Source organism: Streptomyces sp. NPDC015139 (assembly GCF_043079785.1).
Classification (GTDB): domain Bacteria; phylum Actinomycetota; class Actinomycetes; order Streptomycetales; family Streptomycetaceae; genus Streptomyces; species Streptomyces albidocamelliae.
On sequence record NZ_JBIBUW010000002.1, the window covers coordinates 832,860 to 852,328 of the forward strand.

The 19,469-nt window shown below is 71.6% G+C and carries 24 protein-coding genes and 1 tRNA gene; 6 read left to right on the forward strand and 19 right to left on the reverse strand.

The window, feature by feature from the left end; genetic code table 11:
* The first annotated feature begins 33 nt into the window (after positions 1 to 33).
* On the forward strand, positions 34 to 1,455 hold the full coding sequence (locus tag ACF08B_RS08300) for an MFS transporter (RefSeq protein WP_392316619.1): 1,422 nt from the start codon (positions 34 to 36) through the stop codon (positions 1,453 to 1,455).
* Between the two features lie 79 nt (positions 1,456 to 1,534).
* Positions 1,535 to 2,293, forward strand: coding sequence for a TetR/AcrR family transcriptional regulator (locus ACF08B_RS08305; protein ID WP_392316620.1), 759 nt, complete (start codon positions 1,535 to 1,537; stop codon positions 2,291 to 2,293).
* Positions 2,294 to 2,380: 87 nt separating this feature from the next.
* Here the strand turns inward: ACF08B_RS08305 and ACF08B_RS08310 are convergent, their stop codons facing one another.
* Positions 2,381 to 2,854, reverse strand: a complete 474-nt coding sequence (locus tag ACF08B_RS08310) for a PPOX class F420-dependent oxidoreductase (RefSeq protein WP_392316621.1) — start codon at positions 2,852 to 2,854, stop codon at positions 2,381 to 2,383.
* A 238-nt stretch (positions 2,855 to 3,092) separates the two neighbouring features.
* On the opposite strand from ACF08B_RS08310, the gene ACF08B_RS08315 reads away from it, so the two are divergent.
* Positions 3,093 to 3,743 carry a GAF and ANTAR domain-containing protein gene (locus tag ACF08B_RS08315; protein WP_392316622.1) on the forward strand — a complete coding sequence of 217 codons (651 nt, stop codon included), beginning with the start codon at positions 3,093 to 3,095 and terminating at the stop codon, positions 3,741 to 3,743.
* Positions 3,744 to 3,824: 81 nt separating this feature from the next.
* Here the strand turns inward: ACF08B_RS08315 and ACF08B_RS08320 are convergent, their stop codons facing one another.
* The 3 genes from ACF08B_RS08320 to ACF08B_RS08330 form a co-directional block, all read right to left on the reverse strand.
* A complete protein-coding gene (locus ACF08B_RS08320; protein ID WP_392316623.1) occupies positions 3,825 to 4,646 on the reverse strand; it encodes a YceI family protein in 822 nt (273 codons plus the stop codon).
* Positions 4,647 to 4,749: 103 nt separating this feature from the next.
* Complete coding sequence (locus tag ACF08B_RS08325) at positions 4,750 to 7,287, reverse strand: MFS transporter (protein ID WP_392316624.1); 2,538 nt, start codon at positions 7,285 to 7,287, stop codon at positions 4,750 to 4,752.
* 13 nt (positions 7,288 to 7,300) lie between these two features.
* Positions 7,301 to 7,804, reverse strand: coding sequence for a MarR family winged helix-turn-helix transcriptional regulator (locus ACF08B_RS08330; RefSeq protein WP_093696844.1), 504 nt, complete (start codon positions 7,802 to 7,804; stop codon positions 7,301 to 7,303).
* A 205-nt stretch (positions 7,805 to 8,009) separates the two neighbouring features.
* Between ACF08B_RS08330 and ACF08B_RS08335 the strand changes: the two genes are divergently transcribed.
* Positions 8,010 to 8,204, forward strand: a complete 195-nt coding sequence (locus ACF08B_RS08335) for a hypothetical protein (protein WP_073890208.1) — start codon at positions 8,010 to 8,012, stop codon at positions 8,202 to 8,204.
* Positions 8,205 to 8,216: 12 nt separating this feature from the next.
* On the opposite strand, the gene ACF08B_RS08340 is transcribed toward ACF08B_RS08335, so the two are convergent.
* The 9 genes from ACF08B_RS08340 to ACF08B_RS08380 all read right to left on the reverse strand — a co-directional run bounded on the left by ACF08B_RS08340 (position 8,217) and on the right by ACF08B_RS08380 (position 13,842).
* On the reverse strand, positions 8,217 to 9,071 hold the full coding sequence (locus ACF08B_RS08340) for a hypothetical protein (RefSeq protein WP_392316625.1): 855 nt from the start codon (positions 9,069 to 9,071) through the stop codon (positions 8,217 to 8,219).
* A gap of 38 nt (positions 9,072 to 9,109) precedes the next feature.
* Positions 9,110 to 10,057 carry an RNA polymerase sigma factor SigF gene (locus ACF08B_RS08345; RefSeq protein ID WP_093476444.1) on the reverse strand — a complete coding sequence of 316 codons (948 nt, stop codon included), beginning with the start codon at positions 10,055 to 10,057 and terminating at the stop codon, positions 9,110 to 9,112.
* A 360-nt stretch (positions 10,058 to 10,417) separates the two neighbouring features.
* A complete protein-coding gene (locus ACF08B_RS08350) occupies positions 10,418 to 11,254 on the reverse strand; it encodes an RNA polymerase sigma factor SigF (RefSeq protein WP_093696842.1) in 837 nt (278 codons plus the stop codon).
* A gap of 174 nt (positions 11,255 to 11,428) precedes the next feature.
* Positions 11,429 to 11,722 (reverse strand): Dabb family protein, encoded by a 294-nt coding sequence (locus tag ACF08B_RS08355; protein ID WP_392316626.1) that lies wholly within the window; start codon positions 11,720 to 11,722, stop codon positions 11,429 to 11,431.
* 10 nt (positions 11,723 to 11,732) lie between these two features.
* Complete coding sequence (locus tag ACF08B_RS08360) at positions 11,733 to 11,912, reverse strand: hypothetical protein (protein ID WP_073887058.1); 180 nt, start codon at positions 11,910 to 11,912, stop codon at positions 11,733 to 11,735.
* Between the two features lie 198 nt (positions 11,913 to 12,110).
* Positions 12,111 to 12,195, reverse strand: a tRNA-Ser gene (locus ACF08B_RS08365).
* Positions 12,196 to 12,240: 45 nt separating this feature from the next.
* Positions 12,241 to 12,672 (reverse strand): tRNA adenosine(34) deaminase TadA, encoded by a 432-nt coding sequence (gene tadA / locus ACF08B_RS08370; RefSeq protein WP_241840762.1) that lies wholly within the window; start codon positions 12,670 to 12,672, stop codon positions 12,241 to 12,243.
* Between the two features lie 65 nt (positions 12,673 to 12,737).
* The gene (locus tag ACF08B_RS08375; protein ID WP_392316704.1) at positions 12,738 to 13,268 is read right to left on the reverse strand and encodes a hypothetical protein; all 531 of its coding nucleotides are present in this window, start codon (positions 13,266 to 13,268) and stop codon (positions 12,738 to 12,740) included.
* A 325-nt stretch (positions 13,269 to 13,593) separates the two neighbouring features.
* Complete coding sequence (locus tag ACF08B_RS08380; RefSeq protein WP_093476450.1) at positions 13,594 to 13,842, reverse strand: hypothetical protein; 249 nt, start codon at positions 13,840 to 13,842, stop codon at positions 13,594 to 13,596.
* 94 nt (positions 13,843 to 13,936) lie between these two features.
* Here ACF08B_RS08380 and upp point away from each other — a divergent pair, with 94 nt between their 5' ends.
* On the forward strand, positions 13,937 to 14,572 hold the full coding sequence (gene upp / locus ACF08B_RS08385) for a uracil phosphoribosyltransferase (RefSeq protein WP_392316627.1): 636 nt from the start codon (positions 13,937 to 13,939) through the stop codon (positions 14,570 to 14,572).
* A 190-nt stretch (positions 14,573 to 14,762) separates the two neighbouring features.
* Here upp and ACF08B_RS08390 read toward each other — a convergent pair whose 3' ends face one another.
* A complete protein-coding gene (locus tag ACF08B_RS08390) occupies positions 14,763 to 15,401 on the reverse strand; it encodes a LytR C-terminal domain-containing protein (protein ID WP_392316628.1) in 639 nt (212 codons plus the stop codon).
* 98 nt (positions 15,402 to 15,499) lie between these two features.
* Positions 15,500 to 15,796, reverse strand: a complete 297-nt coding sequence (locus ACF08B_RS08395; protein ID WP_004943146.1) for a type II toxin-antitoxin system VapB family antitoxin — start codon at positions 15,794 to 15,796, stop codon at positions 15,500 to 15,502.
* 114 nt (positions 15,797 to 15,910) lie between these two features.
* Here ACF08B_RS08395 and ACF08B_RS08400 point away from each other — a divergent pair, with 114 nt between their 5' ends.
* Entirely contained in the window at positions 15,911 to 17,482 is a 1,572-nt protein-coding gene (locus ACF08B_RS08400; RefSeq protein ID WP_392316629.1) for a helicase HerA-like domain-containing protein, read from the forward strand.
* Positions 17,483 to 17,503: 21 nt separating this feature from the next.
* Here the strand turns inward: ACF08B_RS08400 and ACF08B_RS08405 are convergent, their stop codons facing one another.
* The 4 genes from ACF08B_RS08405 to ACF08B_RS08420 all read right to left on the reverse strand — a co-directional run bounded on the left by ACF08B_RS08405 (position 17,504) and on the right by ACF08B_RS08420 (position 19,463).
* On the reverse strand, positions 17,504 to 17,629 hold the full coding sequence (locus tag ACF08B_RS08405; protein ID WP_256339545.1) for a hypothetical protein: 126 nt from the start codon (positions 17,627 to 17,629) through the stop codon (positions 17,504 to 17,506).
* 54 nt (positions 17,630 to 17,683) lie between these two features.
* Positions 17,684 to 18,004 carry a hypothetical protein gene (locus ACF08B_RS08410; protein WP_392316630.1) on the reverse strand — a complete coding sequence of 107 codons (321 nt, stop codon included), beginning with the start codon at positions 18,002 to 18,004 and terminating at the stop codon, positions 17,684 to 17,686.
* Positions 18,005 to 18,134: 130 nt separating this feature from the next.
* Positions 18,135 to 18,803, reverse strand: coding sequence for an HdeD family acid-resistance protein (locus ACF08B_RS08415; RefSeq protein ID WP_392316631.1), 669 nt, complete (start codon positions 18,801 to 18,803; stop codon positions 18,135 to 18,137).
* A 66-nt stretch (positions 18,804 to 18,869) separates the two neighbouring features.
* Positions 18,870 to 19,463, reverse strand: coding sequence for an HhH-GPD-type base excision DNA repair protein (locus ACF08B_RS08420; protein WP_392316632.1), 594 nt, complete (start codon positions 19,461 to 19,463; stop codon positions 18,870 to 18,872).
* Positions 19,464 to 19,469 lie beyond the last annotated feature (6 nt).

Genomic DNA, 19,469 nt, shown 5'->3' on the forward strand with positions numbered 1-19,469 from the left:
CTCTGTTGTACACCGTATAGCGACCGCTATACGGTGTACGGCATGTCCGCCCCCCAAGGCCGTCCCGGCCACCCCGGCCCGCCCGGTCATCCCCGGCGCTGGCTGATCCTCGGCGTCATCTGCCTCGCGCAGCTCACCGTGCTGCTCGACAACACCGTCCTGAACGTCGCCATCCCGTCGCTGACCCGCGAACTGCACGCGGCGACCTCCGACATCCAGTGGATGATCAACGCCTACTCGCTGGTGCAGTCCGGGCTGCTGCTCACCGCGGGCAGCGCGGCCGACCGCTACGGCCGCAAGAAGATGCTGATCGCCGGGCTCGCCCTGTTCGGGACCGGTTCCCTGATCGCGGGCCTGGCCGACTCCACGCCCCAGCTGATCGCCGCCCGGGCCGGCATGGGCGTCGGCGGCGCGCTGCTGCTGACCACCACCCTGGCCGTGGCCATGCAGATCTTCGCGCCCGAGGAGCAGCCGAAGGCGATCGGCATCTGGAGCGCCGTCAACGCCCTGGGCTTCGCGGGCGGTCCGCTGATCGGCGGCTTCGTGCTCAACCACTTCTGGTGGGGCGCGATCTTCCTGATCAACATCCCGGTGGCGGTGCTCGGCCTGGCCGCGGTGGTGGCTCTCGTCCCCGAGTCGAAGTCACCCCGCGGCGACCGCCCGGACCTGCTCGGCGCGCTGCTGTCCACCATCGGCATGGCCGCGCTCGTCTACGCGATCATCTCCGGGCCCGGTCACGGCTGGACCTCCGCGCGCGTGCTCGGCACCGGGGCCGTCGCGGTGCTGGTGCTGGGTGCCTTCGCCTGGTGGGAGAACAGGGCCGACGAGCCCATGCTCGACCTGCGCTTCTTCCACGACCGTCGGTTCACGGGCGCGGTGGCCGGCGCCGTGCTCATCACCTTCGGCATGGGCGGCGCGCTCTTCCTGCTGACCCAGCACCTCCAGTCGGTGCTCGGATACGGGCCGTTGGAGGCCGGTCTGCGGACCGCTCCGCTGGCGCTGACCGTGGTGGCGCTCAACTTCACCGGCATCGCCGCGAAGTGGTCGGCCCGGCTGGGCACGCCGGTGTCGATCGCGCTCGGCATGGTGCTGATGTCGGCGGGTCTGGTGGCCATCGCCGAGGTCGACACCGGTGGCTACGCCGGCACGCTGACCGGACTGCTGCTGATCGGCGCGGGGTGCGCGGTCGCCAACCCGGCCATGGCGCACGCCATCATGAGCGCGATACCTCCGGAGCGGGCCGGGGTGGGGGCGGGCATCAACGGAACGCTGGCCGAGTTCGGCAACGGCCTCGGTGTGGCCGTGCTCGGTGCCGTGCTCAGTTCGTCCGTGGCCTCGGGGGAGTCCCTCTCGGACGGTCTCGGGTCCGGGCAGCTGGTCGGCGCGGTCGCCGTACTGGCCGGAGGTTTCGTGGCGGCGGGACTGTTGCGGCGGGCGGAGCGGGTGTCCGCCTGACGACTCCGGGGGACAGGTAGGGGTGCGGCCCCACGCGCCTAAGGTGGGGTCGGTCGTCGGAATCGAGGAAGGTGCGCCGGTGGCGAAAGCAGCAGGTCGGTCGGCGCGGGCCAGTGTCTGGCTGGAGGGCGGGACCCGCCGGGGCGGGCGCAGCGGGCAGCCCTCGGGGCTGGACCGGGAGCGGATCACCGAGGCGTCCGTACGGCTGCTCGACGCCGAGGGGCTCGCCAAGTTCTCCATGCGCCGCCTGGCCGCCGAGCTGAACGTCACCGCGATGTCCCTGTACTGGTACGTCGACACCAAGGACGACCTGCTCGAACTGGCCCTGGACGCGACCTACGGCGAGCTGCGGCTGCCCGACCCCGAGGACACGGAGCAGGACTGGCGGCGGCAGCTGCGGGAGCTGGCCACCGCCTACCGGGGGCTGCTGGTCCGCCACCCCTGGCTGTCCCCGCTGGCCGGGCGCTACCTCAACATCGGCCCGCGGTCGCTCGCCTTCTCCCACGTGATCCAGCGTGTCGTCCGCCGGACCGGGCTGCCGGCGCACGGCGTGACGGGGGCGATCTCGGCCGTCTTCCAGTTCGTCTACGGGTACGGCACGATCGAGAGCCACTTCTCCGCCCGGATCGCGGACACCGGGCTGACCCCCGACGAGTACTTCCGGCAGGCCATGACCGCCGTGTCCGAGTTCCCGGGGACCGCCGCGGTCGTCAAGGAGTCCGCGGACCTCATGGCGGCCCGCGGCGGCGACACCGTCGCGGAGATGCTGGAGCGCGACTTCACCTTCGCCCTGGACCTCCTGATCGCCGGCATCGAGGCCATGGTCACCCGCGGCTGACCACCTGCCCTCCACCGACCGAGGCCGTGCGGCCACTCACAGCCCCTCGCCCCCCCAACCCCGCGCCGGAAAGGCGAACGCGGCTGACTACGCGTCGTCGGACGCCAGGCGTGCCGGGAAGCCGCCCGTGGCGATCGGGCCCCAGCGGTCCGGGGTCACCCGGATGATCGACTTGCCCTGCTTGAGCATCGCCCGGCGGTACTCGTCCCAGTCGGGGTGCTCGCCGGCGATGTTGCGGTAGTACTCGACCAGCGGCTCCACCGAGTCGGGGGCGTCGACGACCTCGGCGGTGCCGTCGACCTGCACCCAGGGGCCGTTCCACTCGTCGCTGAGCACGACCAGGGTCACGCGGGAATCCCGTTTGGCGTTACGGGTCTTGGCGCGCTCGGGATAGGTCGACACCACGATCCGGCCCGAGTCGTCGACGCCACAGGTCAGCGGGGAGGCCTGCGGGCCGCCTTCGGCCCGACGGGTGATCAGGAGGGCGCGGTGGCGGGGGCGTACGAAGTCCAGCAGCTCGTCCAGCGATACACGGGTGTTGGTCGCGATGTTCGGTGCCATGCGCGCAGCCTAGGGGCAGCACCGCGGGTTCAGCCTGACCCTGCTGGGCACAGGTTCACCGCGTCGGAGGATCTCGCGCACCACGGCGCCGGCCGAAGGTCACTTCACCGCAATGGAGCAGCTAAAGTGCTGATGTCCTGTGCTCGCAGTCGGGAATGTGCTGCGGAGCTCTCCTGCGCACGGCCGTACGGCCGTGTCATCCGAGAGGTTCGTGGTGGCTGCGTCCGACTTTTCCGATGTGACCGGTTTTCCGGTCGGCCTTGAGTTGGCCGAAGCGCTCACCGCGGCGGCCCACGAGCTGCACGAGACGACCACTCCCGATGCCACCCTGACCACCGCGGTCCGGCTCGCGGTGCACCTGCTGCCCGGCGCCGAGCACGCCGGGGTCTTCGAGATCGAGCGCGGAGACACCCTGCGTACGGTCGCCTGGTCCGACGACATCGTGCGGGACGCGGGTCACCCGGACCCGCCGTACTGGGAGCGGCTGTGGACCTCGCCGGTGGTGCGCATGGCCGACAGCGGCGGCCCGGACGGGGACCGGCCGGGGCTGCGCTCGGTGCTCTCCATGCGGCTGCGGGCCGACAAGCGCCGGATGACCGTGCTGAGCGCCTACGCCCGCGCGCCGCACGCCTTCGACGAGCGGACCGCCCGCCTCGGCCGGCTGTTCACCACCCATGTGAGCCTCGCCCTGAACTCGGCGACGGTACGCGAGCAGTTGACGGAGGCCATGCACACCCGGGACCTGATCGGGCAGGCCACGGGCATCCTGATGGAGCGCCTCGACATCGACGCGGCGGCGGCCTTCGAGAGCCTGGTCCGTGCCTCCCAGCGGGAGAACGTCAAGCTGCGCGACCTGGCCCGCCGCATCGTGGGGTCGACCGAGAACTAGGGCCTGTCGTTTGGATCATCCCCGCTCGGGTCGGCCGACAAGGCACCGTGGGCCAGGCCTGCCTGATCCGAACGACAGGCCCTAGGCGGTGGGCAGGAACGCGCCCTGGACCGCCTGGATGTCCAGCTCGATCTTCAGCGTGGTGCCGATGGCGGCGATGCCGGCCTGGAGCACCTGGTTGTAGTTCATCGCGAAGTCCTCGCGGTGCAGTTCGGCCGTGGCGCGGAAGGCGGCCCGGGTGCCGCCCCACGGGTCGGCGCCGGTGCCGAGGTAGGCCAGGTCCAGATCGACCGGGCGGACCACGCCGTGCATGGACAGCTCGCCGTGCACGGTCCAGCGGTCCGAGCCGGCCGCGGTCACGCCGGTCGAGCGGTAGGTGATCTCCGGGTGCCGCTCCACGTCGAGGAAGTCCGCGGACTTCAGGTGCGTGTCGCGCATGCCGTTGCCGGTGTCGACCGAGGCCGCGCGGATCACCGCAGCGACCCGGGACCGGGTGACGTCGTCCGGGTCGATCTCGATGGTGCCACCGAACTCGGTGAACCGGCCGTGCACGCTGGAGATCCCCAGGTGCTGGGCGACCGCGGCGACGGAGGAGTGCACCGGGTCGATCGTCCACGGCCCGGGCGGCGGCAGCTCCGTGCCGCCCTGCCGGGCCAGCGTGACCGTGCCGACCTCGGCCCGGCCGCTCGCGGTGACGATCGCGCTGGACGCGGCGGGCGCGTAGCCGACGGCCGTCACGATCACGGTGTACGCCCCCGGCGCCAGCTCGGTCGTGTCCCGTACGGCTCCCTCGGCGTCCGTCTCGGCGCGCAGCACCTGCGTGCCGGTCATGTCGGTCACCGTGACGACCCCGTGCGACACGGCCCACCCGTCCCGCGTACGGATCTTCGCGGTCAGTCCCATCCCGTTTTCTCCCTGCAAAGCATTACAAAATGGTCGTATGAAACCGGCCCGTGGCACGCGCCGCAGCTTTCAGGAGCGGCGCGTGCCACGGGCCGTGGCCGAACTACTCGCCGGGGTGGGCGAGTTCGATGTCGTGGCCGTCGACTCCGGGGCCGGCGACGGTCAGGGCCGTGGCCACCGGCGGGTAGCCCGTCGCGATGACCGTGTACTCGCCGCCGTTGAGGTCGGTGAAGGCGTACGCACCGTCGGAACCGGTGGTGGCCGTGCCGACCACGTTGCCCGCCTGGTCGACCAGGGTCACCCGGGCGTCGGCCAGCGGACCGTGCGGGGCCCGCACGACACCCTGCAGCCGGGCACCGGCGTCCAGGTCCACCTCGATCCGGGTGACGCCGGTGGCGCCGACCTCGACCGGCAGCGCACGCGGCCGGAACCCGCCCGCGTTGACCGCGACGGTCATCGTGCCGGGCACCAGGTCGGTGAGGGCGAACTCGCCCTGCTCCCCGGTGGCGGCGGTGGCCAGCAGGTCACCGCGCACGTCCGTGACGATCACCATGGCGTCCTTGACCGGCAGCGCGCTGCCCGCGGCCCGGACCACACCGGTCAGCCCGCTGGTGCCGCTGAGCAGGATGTCGTACGCCAGCGGCTCCTCGCCCACCACGATGGTGGAGGCCTGCGGCTGGTAGCCGTCGGCGGAGGCGATCAGGACGTAGCTGCCCGTGCCCGGGGCGGGCACCGCGTAGGAACCGTCGGCCTGGGCGACCGAGCGGCCCAGCTGCCGGCCGGACAGCGAGATCAGCGTGACCGCGGCCTGCGGGACCGGGGCGCTCTCGGCGCCGCGGACGAAGCCGTGCACCGGGGTGCCGCCGGCGCCGCCGGGCTCGGCGGCCGTGGCGACTGCCGTCAGCTGCCGGGTGGCCGTGGCGACGGCCGTGCCGTCGGTGTCCTCGGACATCGGGGCGGCGGCCACGGCGACCGGGATCTGCTCGGTGGCCTGGGCCTCGGCGACGACCGGGGCGGCGGCCGGGTCGGCCACCACGGGGGCCTCGCCGTCGGCGGCCTGCGCGAGCCCGCCCATGGTCCGCAGCGGGACCTCCTTGATGAACAGCGTGATCAGGAAGGCGACGGCGGCGAGGGCGCCGGCGATCAGGAAGACGTCGGCGATGCCGTGGCCGTAGGCGCTCTCCAGCAGGGTGCGGATGGGCTTGGGCAGCGCGTCCATGTCCGGGATGCTGTCCGTGGAGCCCGAACCGCCGGCCAGGGCCTTCTGGTACTTGGGGCTCAGCGCGGAGACGCCGTCCTGGACGTAGTGCGTGATCCGGCGGGACATCACCGCGCCGAGGGCGGAGACGCCGACCGCACCGCCGAGGGAGCGGAAGAAGGTGACCGTGGAGCTGGCCGCGCCGAGGTCGGACGGCGCCACCTGGTTCTGCGTGGCGAGGACCAGGTTCTGCATCATCATGCCGATGCCGAGACCCAGCAGGGCCATGAAGATGGCCATCTTCCAGTAGTCGGTGTCGTACCGGATGCCGCCGAGCAGCGCCAGACCGGCCGTCACCAGCACGCCACCGCTGACCAGCCACGCCTTCCAGCGGCCGGTGCGGGTGATGAACTGACCCGAGACGGTGGAGGAGACGAACAGACCGCCGATCATCGGGATGGTCAGGACGCCGGACATCGTCGGGGACTTGTCGCGGGCCAGCTGGAAGTACTGGCTGAAGAACACCGTGCCGGTGAACATCGCGACACCGACGAACAGCGAGGCCAGCGAGGCCAGCGTGATGGTGCGGTTGCGGAACAGGCGCAGCGGGATGATCGGCTCGCTGGCCTTCGCCTCGATGAGGACGAAGATCGCGCCGAGCACGACCGAACCGCCGACCATCGCGTACGTCTGCCAGGACACCCAGTCGTACTTGTCACCGGCGAAGGTGACCCAGACGAGGAGCAGGGAGACGGCGGCGGAGATGAAGGTCGCGCCGGCCCAGTCGACCTTGACCTCGCGCTTGACCACGGGCAGGTGCAGGGTCTTCTGCAGGACGATCAGCGCGATGACCGCGAAGGGGACGCCGACGTAGAAGCACCAGCGCCAGCCCAGCCAGGAGGTGTCCGTGATGACACCGCCGAGCAGCGGGCCGCCGACGGTGGCGACGGCGAACGTGGCGCCCAGGTAACCGGAGTAACGGCCGCGCTCACGCGGGGAGATCATCGCCGCCATGACGATCTGGGCGAGGGCCGACAGGCCGCCCACGCCGATGCCCTGCACCACACGGCAGGCGATCAGCATGCCGGGGTTCTGGGACAGGCCGGCCGCCATCGAGGCGACCACGTAGATGACGAGGGCTATCTGGACGAGAGCCTTCTTGCTGTACAGGTCGGCGAGCTTGCCCCACAGGGGAGTGGCCGCGGTCATCGACAGCAGGGCGGCGGTGACGACCCAGGTGTAGGCGGACTGGCCGCCGCCGAGGTCTCCGATGATGTGCGGCAGCGCGTTGGAGACGATCGTGGACGACAGGATCGCCACGAACATGCCGAGCAGCAGCCCGGACAGTGCCTCCATGATCTGCCGGTGGGTCATCGGGGCGTGACCCGAGCCTCCCCCGTGCTTGGCGTGGGCCCGCACACCGGCTGGTGTGGTCGTTGCCATGGGCTTCCTTCTCTTACGTGCTTGCGGGTGTACGGGTGGTCTCTTCGAATGCGGGGGCCGTGGCGGACGTGTGCCGCAGCGGGGCGGACCGGCAGTCGCCGAAGGACGCGCGCAGGCGCGTCATCAGCCGGATCAGCTGGCCGACCTCCTCGTCGGTCCAGTCCGCCAGCCGCTCGGCGAGCAGGTGCGTGGTCCGCCGGGACAGCTCGTCCAGCTGCTCGACGCCCTCGGGCGTCAGGTGCAGGATGCGCGAGCGCTTGTCCGCGGGGTCCGGGTGCCGCTCGATCCAGCCGCGTGCGGCGACGTGCGCCACATGCCGGCTGGTGACCGACATGTCCACCGCGAGCAGCTCCGCGAGCTTGCTCATGCGCATGTCGCCGTGGCGGCCGAGCAGGGTCAGCACGGCGGCCGAGCCGGTCGGGCAGTCGGGCGGCAGGATCCGCCCCATGTCCCTTTTCACGGCTCCGACGGCGCTGAGCTGACGCGCCAGCTCTTCGAACTGCGCCGGCTCGGCCATCACACCTCCCGTATTCGTTGCTTGGGGCAACCATAGACGTGTTTGGTTGCTGCAGGCAAACAACTAGGGGTGGGTCGGCGCAAAAACTTGGCAAAGGCACGTATTGCGAGTGTAAATATGCAGGTGATGGCGGGTGGGGTGCCCCCCTCTGTCCCGGTGGCCCCGCACTTGGGTCGGTCAGCCGAATTCGCTAGTGTCTCGGGCCATGGCTAACACCCAGGGCCCCCAGGGCAATTACGACCCCGCCGGCAGCACCCAGATGTTCCGCGCGTTCGTCGACGAGACTCCCCAGGGCCGGCAGCAGCAGGCGGCCCCCTCGGGCCCCCGCGTCGGCCTGATCATCGGCATCGTGGTGGCGCTCGTCGTGGTGGCGGGCGTCGCCTGGCTGGCGTTCAAGTAGGACCCGCGGTTCCTACTGCCACCGGACGGTGACGTCCCGCGTCTCGATGTGCATGCCGAGCGGCACGCGCCAGGCGTCGACGCACACCGTCCAGGTGGGGTCCGTACGCGCCCCCGGCCCGATCGGCACCGGCAGGTCCTCGGTCGACTCGACCGTCCCCCAGTCGATGCCGAGTCCGCCGATGATATGCGTCCCGAACGTCACCGAGCCGGAACGCACCGCCGTGCCGCCCGAGTTGTGGAAGCCGACGGTCACCTTCTGGCACCAGCGCTTGTCCGCGTCCGCCGTCGCGGGGTCGCCCCAGGAGAGGTCGGCCGGGGACGGCCGCGGGGCGGAGGTGCGGCTCGGGGCCGGGCCCGGGGCGGGAGTGGTCGGGCCGGGCGCCGGTGTCGCCGGGCCGGTCTTGTCGCCCGGGTGACCGGTCGGGCCCTCGTGGTCGGCCGGGCGTGAACTGCCGTCGTCGTCTCCCGGCTCCGGTGTGCCGTCCCGGGCGGGCCCTCCGGGACCATCCGCCGCGCCCCGGTCGTCGGCCGGATCCGAACCGGCCGTGCGCGGGACCTTGCCGTCCCCGCCGCCCTCGTTCCTTCCGCCGCCCTGCCGGCCCGTGCCCTCGCGGTTGTCCCCGTCGAGGGGGACCAGCGTCACCGACCCGGTCGGGGTGCCGGCGCCCGGACCGGCCGGCCCGATGCCGTTGCCCGCGCCGACCGCGGCATAGCCGCCGCCCGGACCGCCGCCCGAGCACGAGGCCAGGACCCCGCCCAGACAGAGGGCGGCCGCCGAAGCTGCCGTAACGGCGCCCCGGCGGCCACGAGTCCCTCTCGAACGCGCCCTGTCCGCGGCCCCGCCCGACCCTGTCGCTCGCAGCATCGGGCCAGTGTGACTGACGGACCGTCAGAACAGAACCCTCAGTCGGAGATCAGTCCCTCACGCAGCTGGGACAGGGTCCGGGTGAGCAGCCGGGAGACGTGCATCTGGGAGATGCCGACCTCCTCGCCGATCTGCGACTGGGTCATGTTGGCGAAGAAGCGCAGCATGATGATCCGGCGCTCCCGGGGCGGCAGCTTGGCCAGCAGCGGCTTGAGGGACTCGCGGTACTCCACACCCTCCAGCGCGGTGTCCTCGTAGCCGAGCCGGTCGGCCAGGGAGCCCTCGCCGCCGTCGTCCTCGGGGGCCGGTGAGTCCAGGGAGGAGGCGGTGTAGGCGTTGCCGACCGCGAGGCCGTCGACCACGTCCTCCTCGGAGACGCCGAGCACCGCGGCCAGCTCGGTCACCGTGGGGGACCGGTCCAGCTTCTGGGACAGCTCGTCGCTCGCCTTGGTGAGGGCGAGGCGCAGCTCCTGGAGCCGGCGCGGGACCCGCACCGACCACGAGGTGTCGCGGAAGAACCGCTTGATCTCGCCGACCACCGTCGGCATCGCGAACGTCGGGAACTCCACGCCCCGTTCGCAGTCGAAGCGGTCGATCGCCTTGATCAGGCCGATGGTGCCGACCTGGACGATGTCCTCCATCGGTTCGTTGCGGGAGCGGAAGCGCGCGGCCGCGTAGCGGACCAGCGGCAGGTTCAGCTCGATCAGGGTGTCCCTGACGTACGCCCGTTCCGGGCTGTCCTCGTCCAGGGCGGCGAGCCGCAGGAACAGGGAGCGGGACAGGGTGCGGGTGTCGATGTCGGCCGAGGCCGACAGGACCGGGACGGTCTCCTCGGGAGCGGCGGAGGGAACGGCCGGGGCCGGCGCGGCGTCGAGAGCCGGTACGCCGTCGAGGCCGTCGAGGACGTCGAGAGCGTCGAGCTCCTTGGGCGCTGCCTCACTCGTCGTCGGCGTAAGCACCTTCGAGCTGCCCTTGTCTGCGGACATGCCACCCCCTTTGGGTCGCGGGACGGTCGCGGCGGTGCTGCCTTTCGAGCAACGCAGCCTTCACCTGAATACCGGAGCCGGAGCCCCGGCAAACGCTCTTCCCGCAGAATGTCACATGTCGGCAACGCGCTGTAGTGACATGTCGACACCTGAGTGACGAATCGGCCCTGGAAAGAAGGGGTCTGACGGCTTTTCGGGACACAACTGTCGGCAACAGCCCTGGTGAGCGATTCGCTCGCGCCGGTTACCACTCGCTCGGGTTTGCGATGCAGTGCTGTTCGGGCCGTGCTCCCGTGCGCCCCGCCATGCACCGGCCGAACACCCGCCGTGCACCGGTCCGACGGTGGTGGACTCCGCGGCCTATGCGTCGATGCGATTCGCCGAGCGGAGCCGCTGGAAGCTACGGGCGAGCAACCGCGAGACGTGCATCTGGGAGACGCCGAGTTCCGCGCTGATCTGAGACTGGGTGAGATTGCTGTAGTAGCGCAGCAGAAGGATTCGCTGTTCCCGTTCGGGGAGTTGGACCAGGAGATGCCGGACCAGGTCGCGGTGCTCCACGCCGTCCAGGGCCGGGTCCTCGTAGCCGATGCGGTCCAGCAGTCCGGGCAGCCCGTCGCCCTCCTGCGCGGCCTCCAGGGAGGTGGCGTGGTACGAGCGTCCCGCCTCGATGCAGGACAGCACCTCCTCCTCGCTGATCCGGAGCCGCTCGGCGATCTCGGCGGTCGACGGCGAGCGACCGAAGGCCGTGGTGAGGTCCTCGGTGGCGCTGTTGACCTGCACCCACAGCTCGTGCAGCCGGCGCGGGACGTGGACGGTGCGGACGTTGTCGCGGAAGTACCGCTTGATCTCGCCGACGACGGTCGGCATGGCGAAGGTCGGGAACTGCACGCCCCGGTCGGGGTCGAAGCGGTCGATGGCGTTGATCAGGCCGATGGTGCCGACCTGGACGACGTCCTCCATCGGCTCGTTGCGGGAGCGGAAGCGGGCGGCCGCGTAGCGCACGAGCGGGAGGTTCGCCTCGATCAGCGCCCCCCGTACCCGGTCGTGCTCCGGCGTGCCCGGCTCCAGCTCCTTCAGCTCGCCGAAGAGCACCTGGGTCAGGGCACGGGTGTCGGCGCCACGGCGCTTCTCTGGAGCCGGAGGCGCCTCAGCGGGCGCCTCCTCCTGGGGCGGCGCAGTACTGGCCGACACGGTCAACGCCACCTCTTCATCGGTCAATCATCCGTCAAAAGCGGTCATAGCATCACAAGACATGTGCACTGTGTGCAAGCACCGCATAACGCCGTGTTGTGGGTAAACTCCGACAAGTTGAGGCGCTGGACACACGAAAGCCCCCCGCCGGAACGGCGGGGGGCTGCTGCGCGGAAGAGGTCAGAATTCGTAGTCGGCCATCACCCACGTGGCGAACTCGCGCCACAGCGCGACGCCCGCCTGGTGGGCCGGGTGCTCCAGGTAGCGCTTGAGGGCGTCCGGGTCCTCGACGGCCGAGTTGATCGCGAAGTCGTAGGCGATCGGCCGGTCGCTGATGTTCCAGCCGCACTCCCAGAAGCGCAGCTCCTCGATCTGGCCGCCGAGGGCCCGGAAGGCCTCCACGCCCGCCACGACCCGCGGATCGTCGCGCTCGACGCCCTCGTTGAGCTTGAAGAGGACCAGGTGGCGGATCATGGGGATTACCTCAGCTCTTTCCTCCGTTGGCGACCCAGGTCATGAAGTCGCCGATGGCCTTCGCCGCGTCCGAAATGCCCTCGAAGCCTATCTGGACGTAGTCGGCCGCCTTGGCCGGGTCCGTGATGATCAAGTACAGCGCGAAGACCACGAGCACGTACACGGCGATCTTCTTGGCGTTCACCGCCACCGCGGCCTCCCCTGTCCCTCTGTCCCGTGTGCCCTGCTGCCGGCGGCGAGTGTAACCTTCACGCCTTTTGAGGGGGCCAACCGCCTGCCGCCCCGGGCTTTTTGCCGGACGGGGCGGAGAGGGGCGCGGAGCCCCGGCCCCGCGTTCCCGTCCGGAACGCGGAAAGGGCCCCGTCTTGCGACGGGGCCCTTTTTCCAGCGGTAGCGGAGGGATTTGAACCCTCGGTGACTTGCGCCACACTCGCTTTCGAGGCGAGCTCCTTCGGCCGCTCGGACACGCTACCGAGGGAGACCCTACAGCAAGGTGGGGCGTGGTCAGAAATCGGTATTCAGCGGTCCCGGAAGAACTCCGTGAGGAGACGGGAGCAGTCGGCCGCGAGAACGCCTTCGACGACCTCCGGCCGGTGATTGAGCCGACGGTCGCGGATCACGTCCCACAGGGAGCCGGCCGCGCCCGCCTTCTCGTCCCGGGCGCCGTAGACGACCCGGTCCACCCGGGACTGGACGAGCGCGCCCGCGCACATCGTGCACGGCTCCAGGGTGACCACCAGCGTGCAACCGGTCAGCCGCCACTCCCCGAGCCGGGCGGCGGCCCGCCGGATCGCGAGCACCTCCGCGTGGGCCGTGGGATCGCCGGTGGCCTCGCGCTCGTTGTGCCCGGCACCGAGCACCGTCCCGCCGTCCGGGGACAGCAGAACGGCGCCCACGGGCACGTCCCCGCCCCGGACGGCCCGTTCGGCCTCGTCCAGGGCGAGTCGCATCGCGGGGTGCCAGGGGTCGCGCACGGGGTCCGGTGGGCCGGTCGTGACGTGGGCGTCCCGGCCGGTCAGCGGACGGTCTCCAGCACCTCCGAGGCGCCCAGCGCCTCGGCGATGGTGCTCAGCGCGTCCTCGGCGTCCAGGATGCGCAGCTCCTTCTCGCCGATCCCGAGATCGTCCAGGATCTGGCTGTCGCCCACGGGGCTGTGCGGCACCGCGTCGTCGCCGCCGCCCTCCTCGTCGTTCTCCTCGGACTCGCCGTCCTCGGTGCCGTCGAGGTCGAGGGCGTCCAGGTCCGGGCCGTCGTCGGCGCCGGGCTCCCGGCCGAGCAGTTCGTCGGTGAGCAGCAGCTCACCGTAGGCGCTGCGCTGGGCGGCGGCGGCGTCCGAGACGTAGATGCGAGGGTCGTCCTCGCCGTCCACGCGGACGACGCCGAACCAGGCGTCCTCCTGCTCGATCAGGACGAGCACCGTGTCCTCGTCGGGAGAGGCTTCCCGGGCCAGGTCGGCCAGATCCGACAGGGTCTCCACATCGTCGAGCTCTGTGTCGCTCGCTTCCCACCCGTCTTCGGTGCGCGCGAGCAGTGCGGCGAAGTACACCGTGACTCTCCCACTGGTCATAGGCGTGCCGGTTGGGGGTCCCCCCGGCGGAGGTACGTGGGTGGAGAGAGCCTGGGCTCCGAGCCCCACCCACTCGGAATCGTGGCAGAAACAAGGCGTTCAGGGGACGTCTTCGGCTCCCTGTGTCTGGCTGTTTCGATCGTGGATCGGTCATCGACTCAGCAGCGCGCTCGTTGCCGCCACCTGCGGATCGTACGCGGCTTTGCGAAGCGCTCACGCACGCCCCGCCTCGGAGACGTCGGCGCGGGCCCGGATCTTCCGCGGCGCCAACTTCCTTACCGGGTCCAGCTCACGGCTTTCCTCCCTACCAGCGGAACGTCCGCATGCGCATCGCGTGGCGCAGGCGCGCGGCCTTGGCGCGTCGCGGCTGGACCCGGGCGCGCAGCTCACGGGCCTCGGCGAGATCACGGAGGAACTGGGCGCGCCGGCGCCGGCGCTCGGCGTCCGTCTCGGGTGCCGTGCGATCGCGGACCCGGGCGCCGGGTGTCGCCGGCGCGGCCGAGTCCTTGGTGTTCCCGGGCGCGTCCTCGGGAAGATCAGGCAGATCAGGCACGTCACACCACCCCAGTCCGTCCCTCCCACTTTCCCTCTTATGGGCGGTTTGACGCCAGCACGATGGAGCGCGGGGCGCAGGTACCGTTGTGGGCATGCGTCTCCACGTCGTCGACCACCCCCTGGTCGCCCACAAGCTCACCACGCTGCGCGACCAGCGCACGGACTCTCCCACCTTCCGCAGGCTGGCCGACGAACTCGTCACCCTGCTCGCCTACGAGGCCACGCGGGACGTGCGCACCGAGGCGGTCGACATCGAGACCCCGGTGGCCAGGACCACCGGGGTCAAGCTCGCCCGGCCGCGCCCGCTGGTCGTGCCGATCCTGCGGGCCGGGCTCGGCATGCTGGACGGCATGGTGCGGCTGCTGCCGACGGCCGAGGTGGGCTTCCTGGGCATGATCCGCAACGAGGAGACCCTGGAGGCCTCCACGTACGCGACGCGCATGCCCGAGGACCTCTCCGGCCGCCAGGTCTACGTCCTGGACCCGATGCTGGCCACCGGCGGCACGCTGGTCGCGGCGATCCGGGAGCTGATCAAGCGCGGCGCCGACGACGTGACGGCCGTGGTCCTGCTCGCCGCCCCCGAGGGCGTCGAGCTCATGGAGCGCGAGCTGGCGGGCACCCCGGTGACGGTCGTGACGGCGGCGGTGGACGACCACCTCAACGAGCACGGCTACATCATCCCGGGCCTCGGCGACGCGGGCGACCGCCTGTACGGCGCAGCCGAGTAACCACCCCGACCAGCGCCCCGCCAGGGGCGCGGGGAACTGCGCGACGAGCCACGTCCGGCCGGCACTCGAAGAACGGCGCGCGGTTTCCCCGCTGAGAGCCCCGCAGGGCGCGGCGGGGAACTGCGCGACGAGCCACGTCCGGCCGGCACTCGAAGAACGACGCGCAGTCCCCGTCCAAGCCCCGCAGGGCTCAGCAGGCCTTCTTCGGGCGATCCGCCGAATCCGCGGGAGCCGTCAGCGCCGTCAGCGCCTGCTGGGCCGCCGCCGGCTTGGCCAGCTCCTTGAACGCGTCCCCGATGATCAGGTCGAGGGCCACCCCCTTGCGCCCGGCGTCCGTGCGGCGCTCGGCGTCGGCGAGCTGCGTGGCGAGCACCGGCAGAGAGGTGTCCTGCGCGGTGACGGGACCGAGGAGCATCCCCGTGCCCTTGATCTTCTTGTCGAACTCCTTCGCCGCGTTGCCCACGTCGCCGATCTTGAAGCCGCGTTTCTTCAGCTCGTCCGCGGTCTTCTTGGCGAGCCCGCTGCGGGCGGTGGCGTTGTAGACGTTCACGGTGATCCCGCCCGGTGCGGGCACGTCCTTCACCCGGGCCGCCGCGGCGGCCTTGGTCCGGCACTCCGTCTTCGTACCGGACGCCGTGGACTTCTTGCCGCCGCCGGTGAAGACGTCGATGAGCTGCAGGGTGCCCCAGCCGACCAGGCCGAGCACCGCGACGGACGCCACCACGGCGGCCACGAGCCTGGCCCGGCGCCGGGGAGGGCGCATCCGAGGGTATTTGTCCCCCGTGATCCGGTACTTGCCGCCCATGCCGGGGGGCGTCAGCATGCTCATGGGCGCAGCGTAGTGCGCCCGAGCGGCGATGCCTATTAGATGATCAGTCGATGCCGCTCAGCGGAACCCGAAAGGGCCAACGGCCGTGTCGCGCCGGGTCAGTCGAGTTCGAGCACGCGCGCGTGCAGCACCTGGCGCTGCTGGAGGGCCGCACGGACCGCGCGGTGCAGGCCGTCCTCCAGGTACAGGTCGCCCTGCCACTTGACGACGTGCGCGAAGAGATCGCCGTAGAACGTCGAGTCCTCCGCCAGCAGTGTCTCCAGGTCGAGCTGCTGCTTGGTGGTCACGAGCTGATCGAGGCGGACCGGGCGCGGCGCGACGTCCGCCCACTGCCGGGTGCTTTCCCGGCCGTGGTCGGGGTACGGCCGGCCGTTTCCGATGCGCTTGAAGATCACACGGAAAGCCTACCGGTCAAGACGTTCCGGGCGCAGCCATGGCGGCGGAGTGCGACGCTTGAAAAGATGCCGCAAAACGCCCAAACGGGCTATTACCGGGAACAGGGGCCTGCGATGAGTGACAGCGAGACCGCTCCGCCCGCCACCCCTGAGGGGGCCGACGCACTCCCCGCGGAGGCGCGGAAGATCGCTTCCGGCTACGCGTTCACCGGCCCCGCCCTCGACCTGGGGGCCCTGCTGTGGGACGGGCGGTGCCACGCCGGCGCGCCGGTCCGCATCCCCCTGCCCATGGTGAACCGGCACGGTCTGGTCGCGGGCGCCACCGGCACCGGCAAGACCAAGACCCTCCAGCTGATCGCGGAGCAGCTGTCGGCGCAGGGTGTGCCGGTGTTCCTCGCGGACATCAAGGGGGACCTGTCCGGCATCGCGCGGCCGGGGCAGGAGGGTGACCGGGTGCGGAAGCGGTCCGGCGAGGTCGGCCAGGAGTGGGCCCCGGCCGGCTTCCCGGCGGAGTTCTTCGCGCTCGGCGGCCTCGGTCACGGCATCCCGGTGCGCGCCACGGTCACCAGCTTCGGCCCGGTGCTGCTGTCCAAGGTGCTGCGGCTCAACCAGACCCAGGAACAGTCCCTCGGCCTGATCTTCCACTACGCCGACACCAAGGGCCTGGAGCTGGTCGACCTCAAGGACCTGCGGGCGGTCGTCGCCTTCCTCACCTCCGACGAGGGCCGGGCCGAGCTGAAGGACATCGGCGGCCTGTCGAACGCGACGGCCGGGGTGATCCTGCGTTCGCTGACCGCGTTCGAGGCGCAGGGCATGGCGGACTTCTTCGGTGAGCCGGAGTTCGACACGGCCGGCTTCCTGCGTACGGCCGAGGACGGCCGGGGCGTCGTCTCCGTCCTCGAACTTCCGGCCGTGCAGGACAGGCCGCAGCTGTTCTCGACGTTCCTGATGTGGCTGCTGGCCGACCTCTTCCACGACCTGCCCGAGATCGGCGACGCGGACAGGCCCCGGCTGGTCTTCTTCCTCGACGAGGCGCATCTGCTGTTCGACGACGCCTCCAGGGCGTTCCTGGACTCGATCACGCAGACCGTGCGGCTGATCCGGTCCAAGGGCGTCGGCGTCTTCTTCGTCACCCAGACCCCGAAGGACGTGCCCGCCGACGTCCTCGGCCAGCTCGGCAACCGCGTCCAGCACGCCCTGCGCGCCTTCACCCCCGACGACCAGAAGGCGCTGAAGGCCACCGTGCAGACCTTCCCCAGGTCGGCGTACGACCTGGAGGAGCTGCTCACCGGTCTGGGCACCGGTGAGGCCGTGGTGACGGTCCTCAGCGAGAACGGCGCCCCCACCCCGGTCGCCGCCACCCGGCTGCGGGCCCCGGAGTCCCTGATGGGCCCGGTGGACCCGGCCGAACTGGACCGGGCGGTCCGCGACTCCTCGCTCTACGGCCGTTATGCACAGGCTGTGGACCGCGAGTCGGCGTTCGAGCGGCTGCGCGCACGGCCGGCGCCGCCCGAGGCCCCGGCGTCCGCGCCCGCGAAGGCCCCGAAGGCCCCGAAGGAGGAGCCGTCGCTGGTCGAGCAGGTGGTGGGCAGCGGGATGTTCAAGTCCCTGGCCCGTTCGGTCGGCACCCAGATCGGCCGCGAGATCACCCGCTCCCTGTTCGGCACGGCCCGGCGGAGGCGGTAGCCCGCCCCCGCCGGACGCGGCTCAGCGGTCCCGCTGCTCGGGTGGCCGCTGGGCCTCCGGCCGCCGGTGGTCCGGCTTGGCCGTGGCGGTGCGCCTGGCCTCGGCGCGCAGCAGGGCGCGCAGGACGGCGTAGGGATCCATGGGCATGACGGTGCTGCTCCTTGCGTCGAGCCGACTGACCTGTGCGGGGGCGCGGGTCTGTCAGCAGCGCAGGACCACCGTGCGCAGCAGGGACGGGGCGTACGGCGTCCCCGGCACCGAGTGGCGCACGGGTGCGGCGGGCCGGGCGGGCGCCGGGTCGGGCAGGGGCGCGGGACGTTCGGGCACGTCGGCCCGGTGGACGGCGCGGGCGGGCGGCCGCAGCGCCGTGTCGAGGACCTCGTGCTCGGCGGTCTCGGCGGCCGCGGTGAGCGACGGGGCCGCGAGGGCCTGCACATGGGCGCCGGGCACCCACAGGGCGAGGAGCAGCACGAGCACCCGCAGCCAGGCACGGCCTTCCGGGGTGTTCGCGGTCCTGCTCACATCGGGTGTCTCCCCGGGACGGAGGGGGAGCGCAGCACCTCGTGCGCCGGATTCGCTGGCTCGGCGTACCGGCGGGGCGCCCGGTTGACGCGGGCGGGGCGTTCACCGGACCGGTCCGGGCGGCGGCCGGTCACACGTTCTGCGGCACCTGCCGGGCGACCGAGCGGATGCGGAACGCCGTGACGATCTCGACGACGCCCACCGCGATCAGCCAGATGCCGCCGACGAGGGTGAGCACGGCGACGGACTCGAAGGGCGAGACGATGAGCACGACGCCCGCGAGGAAGGTGACGATCCCGAGGAAGATCTGCCAGCCGCGGGCCGGCATCCGGGAGTCGTGGGCGGCGGCCAGGGTCTGGGTGATGCCGCGGATGAGCCAGCCGATGCCGATCCACAGGGCGAGCAGCAGGACCGACTCCATGGGGCCGCGGAAGCAGAACAGGCCGAGCAGGATCGACAGGGCGCCGCTGATGAAGGCCAGCACGCGCAGGGAGGTCGTCCTGTGTGTGCCGAAGGCGGCCGCCAGCTGGAAGACTCCGCTGATCAGCAGGTAGAGGCCGAAGAGGACACCGGCCGCGAGCAGGGAGGGGCCGGGCCAGATCAGCACCAGGATCCCGAGGATCAGGGAGACGACGCCGGTCAGCAGGACGACCTGCCAGGCGGCCTGCGACAGGGCGTGGAGGGGGCCTTCGAACGCCGGCTCGGGCTCATGGCGGGCGCCGGGCGGGTGTCCCGCGTGGACGTGCCGGTCGTCGTACTCGCGACCCCATCCGGGGCCGCTGTTCGGTGCCTCGGTCATGGTCCATGCTGCGAACGCGTGACGGCGTTCCGCCACTCGGGTGGGCCACCCGGCTTACCGGGCCCCTCAGCCGCCCGCCGCCTTGGCGGCCTTCGCCGCCGCCTTCATCTCCTGCTTGTGCGCGCGCACCTTGGCCAGTGACTCCGGCCCGGTGATGTCGGCGACGGACCGGAAGGACTTCGCCTCACCGTACGCGCCCGCGGCCTCCCGCCAGCCCTCGGGAGCGACCCCGAGCTGCTTGCCGAGCAGCGCGAGGAAGATCTGCGCCTTCTGCCGGCCGAACCCCGGCAGGTCCTCCAGCCGCTTCAGCAGCTCGGCCCCGTTCGCGACGCCCCGCCACACGGCCTCGGGGTCGCCGTCGTAGTGCTCGGTCAGGTACTGGCACAGCTGCTGGACGCGCTTGGCCATCGAGCCGGGGTAGCGGTGGACGGCGGGCTTCTCGGAGAGCAGCGCGGCGAAGGCCTCGGGGTCCATCGCCGCGATCTCGTGCGCGTCCAGGTCCGCGGTGCCGAGCCGGTCGGCGATGGTCCGGGGCCCCTTGAACGCCCACTCCATGGGCACCTGCTGGTCGAGCAGCATCCCCACCAGCGCGGCGAGCGGCGACCGCCCGAGCAGCGCGTCGGCCTCGGGATCCTGGGCGAGATGCACGGTGACGTCCATGGGTCG

What these genes read in the sequence shown, in the direction of transcription:
- ACF08B_RS08330 (WP_093696844.1), bottom strand. Translation starts at nt 7,804, where the DNA reads ATGGCCGAGCCGGCGCAGTTCGAAGAGCTGGCGCGTCAGCTCAGCGCC.
- ACF08B_RS08310 (WP_392316621.1), bottom strand. Translation starts at nt 2,854, where the DNA reads ATGGCACCGAACATCGCGACCAACACCCGTGTATCGCTGGACGAGCTG.
- ACF08B_RS08345 (WP_093476444.1), bottom strand. Translation starts at nt 10,057, where the DNA reads ATGTCCGCAGACAAGGGCAGCTCGAAGGTGCTTACGCCGACGACGAGT.
- ACF08B_RS08320 (WP_392316623.1), bottom strand. Translation starts at nt 4,646, where the DNA reads ATGGGACTGACCGCGAAGATCCGTACGCGGGACGGGTGGGCCGTGTCG.
- upp (WP_392316627.1), top strand. Translation starts at nt 13,937, where the DNA reads ATGCGTCTCCACGTCGTCGACCACCCCCTGGTCGCCCACAAGCTCACC.
- ACF08B_RS08420 (WP_392316632.1), bottom strand. Translation starts at nt 19,463, where the DNA reads ATGGACGTCACCGTGCATCTCGCCCAGGATCCCGAGGCCGACGCGCTG.
- ACF08B_RS08405 (WP_256339545.1), bottom strand. Translation starts at nt 17,629, where the DNA reads ATGCCCATGGATCCCTACGCCGTCCTGCGCGCCCTGCTGCGCGCCGAG.
- ACF08B_RS08415 (WP_392316631.1), bottom strand. Translation starts at nt 18,803, where the DNA reads ATGACCGAGGCACCGAACAGCGGCCCCGGATGGGGTCGCGAGTACGAC.
- ACF08B_RS08325 (WP_392316624.1), bottom strand. Translation starts at nt 7,287, where the DNA reads ATGGCAACGACCACACCAGCCGGTGTGCGGGCCCACGCCAAGCACGGG.
- ACF08B_RS08340 (WP_392316625.1), bottom strand. Translation starts at nt 9,071, where the DNA reads ATGCTGCGAGCGACAGGGTCGGGCGGGGCCGCGGACAGGGCGCGTTCG.
- ACF08B_RS08400 (WP_392316629.1), top strand. Translation starts at nt 15,911, where the DNA reads ATGAGTGACAGCGAGACCGCTCCGCCCGCCACCCCTGAGGGGGCCGAC.
- ACF08B_RS08335 (WP_073890208.1), top strand. Translation starts at nt 8,010, where the DNA reads ATGGCTAACACCCAGGGCCCCCAGGGCAATTACGACCCCGCCGGCAGC.
- ACF08B_RS08390 (WP_392316628.1), bottom strand. Translation starts at nt 15,401, where the DNA reads ATGAGCATGCTGACGCCCCCCGGCATGGGCGGCAAGTACCGGATCACG.
- ACF08B_RS08355 (WP_392316626.1), bottom strand. Translation starts at nt 11,722, where the DNA reads ATGATCCGCCACCTGGTCCTCTTCAAGCTCAACGAGGGCGTCGAGCGC.
- tadA (WP_241840762.1), bottom strand. Translation starts at nt 12,672, where the DNA reads ATGCGACTCGCCCTGGACGAGGCCGAACGGGCCGTCCGGGGCGGGGAC.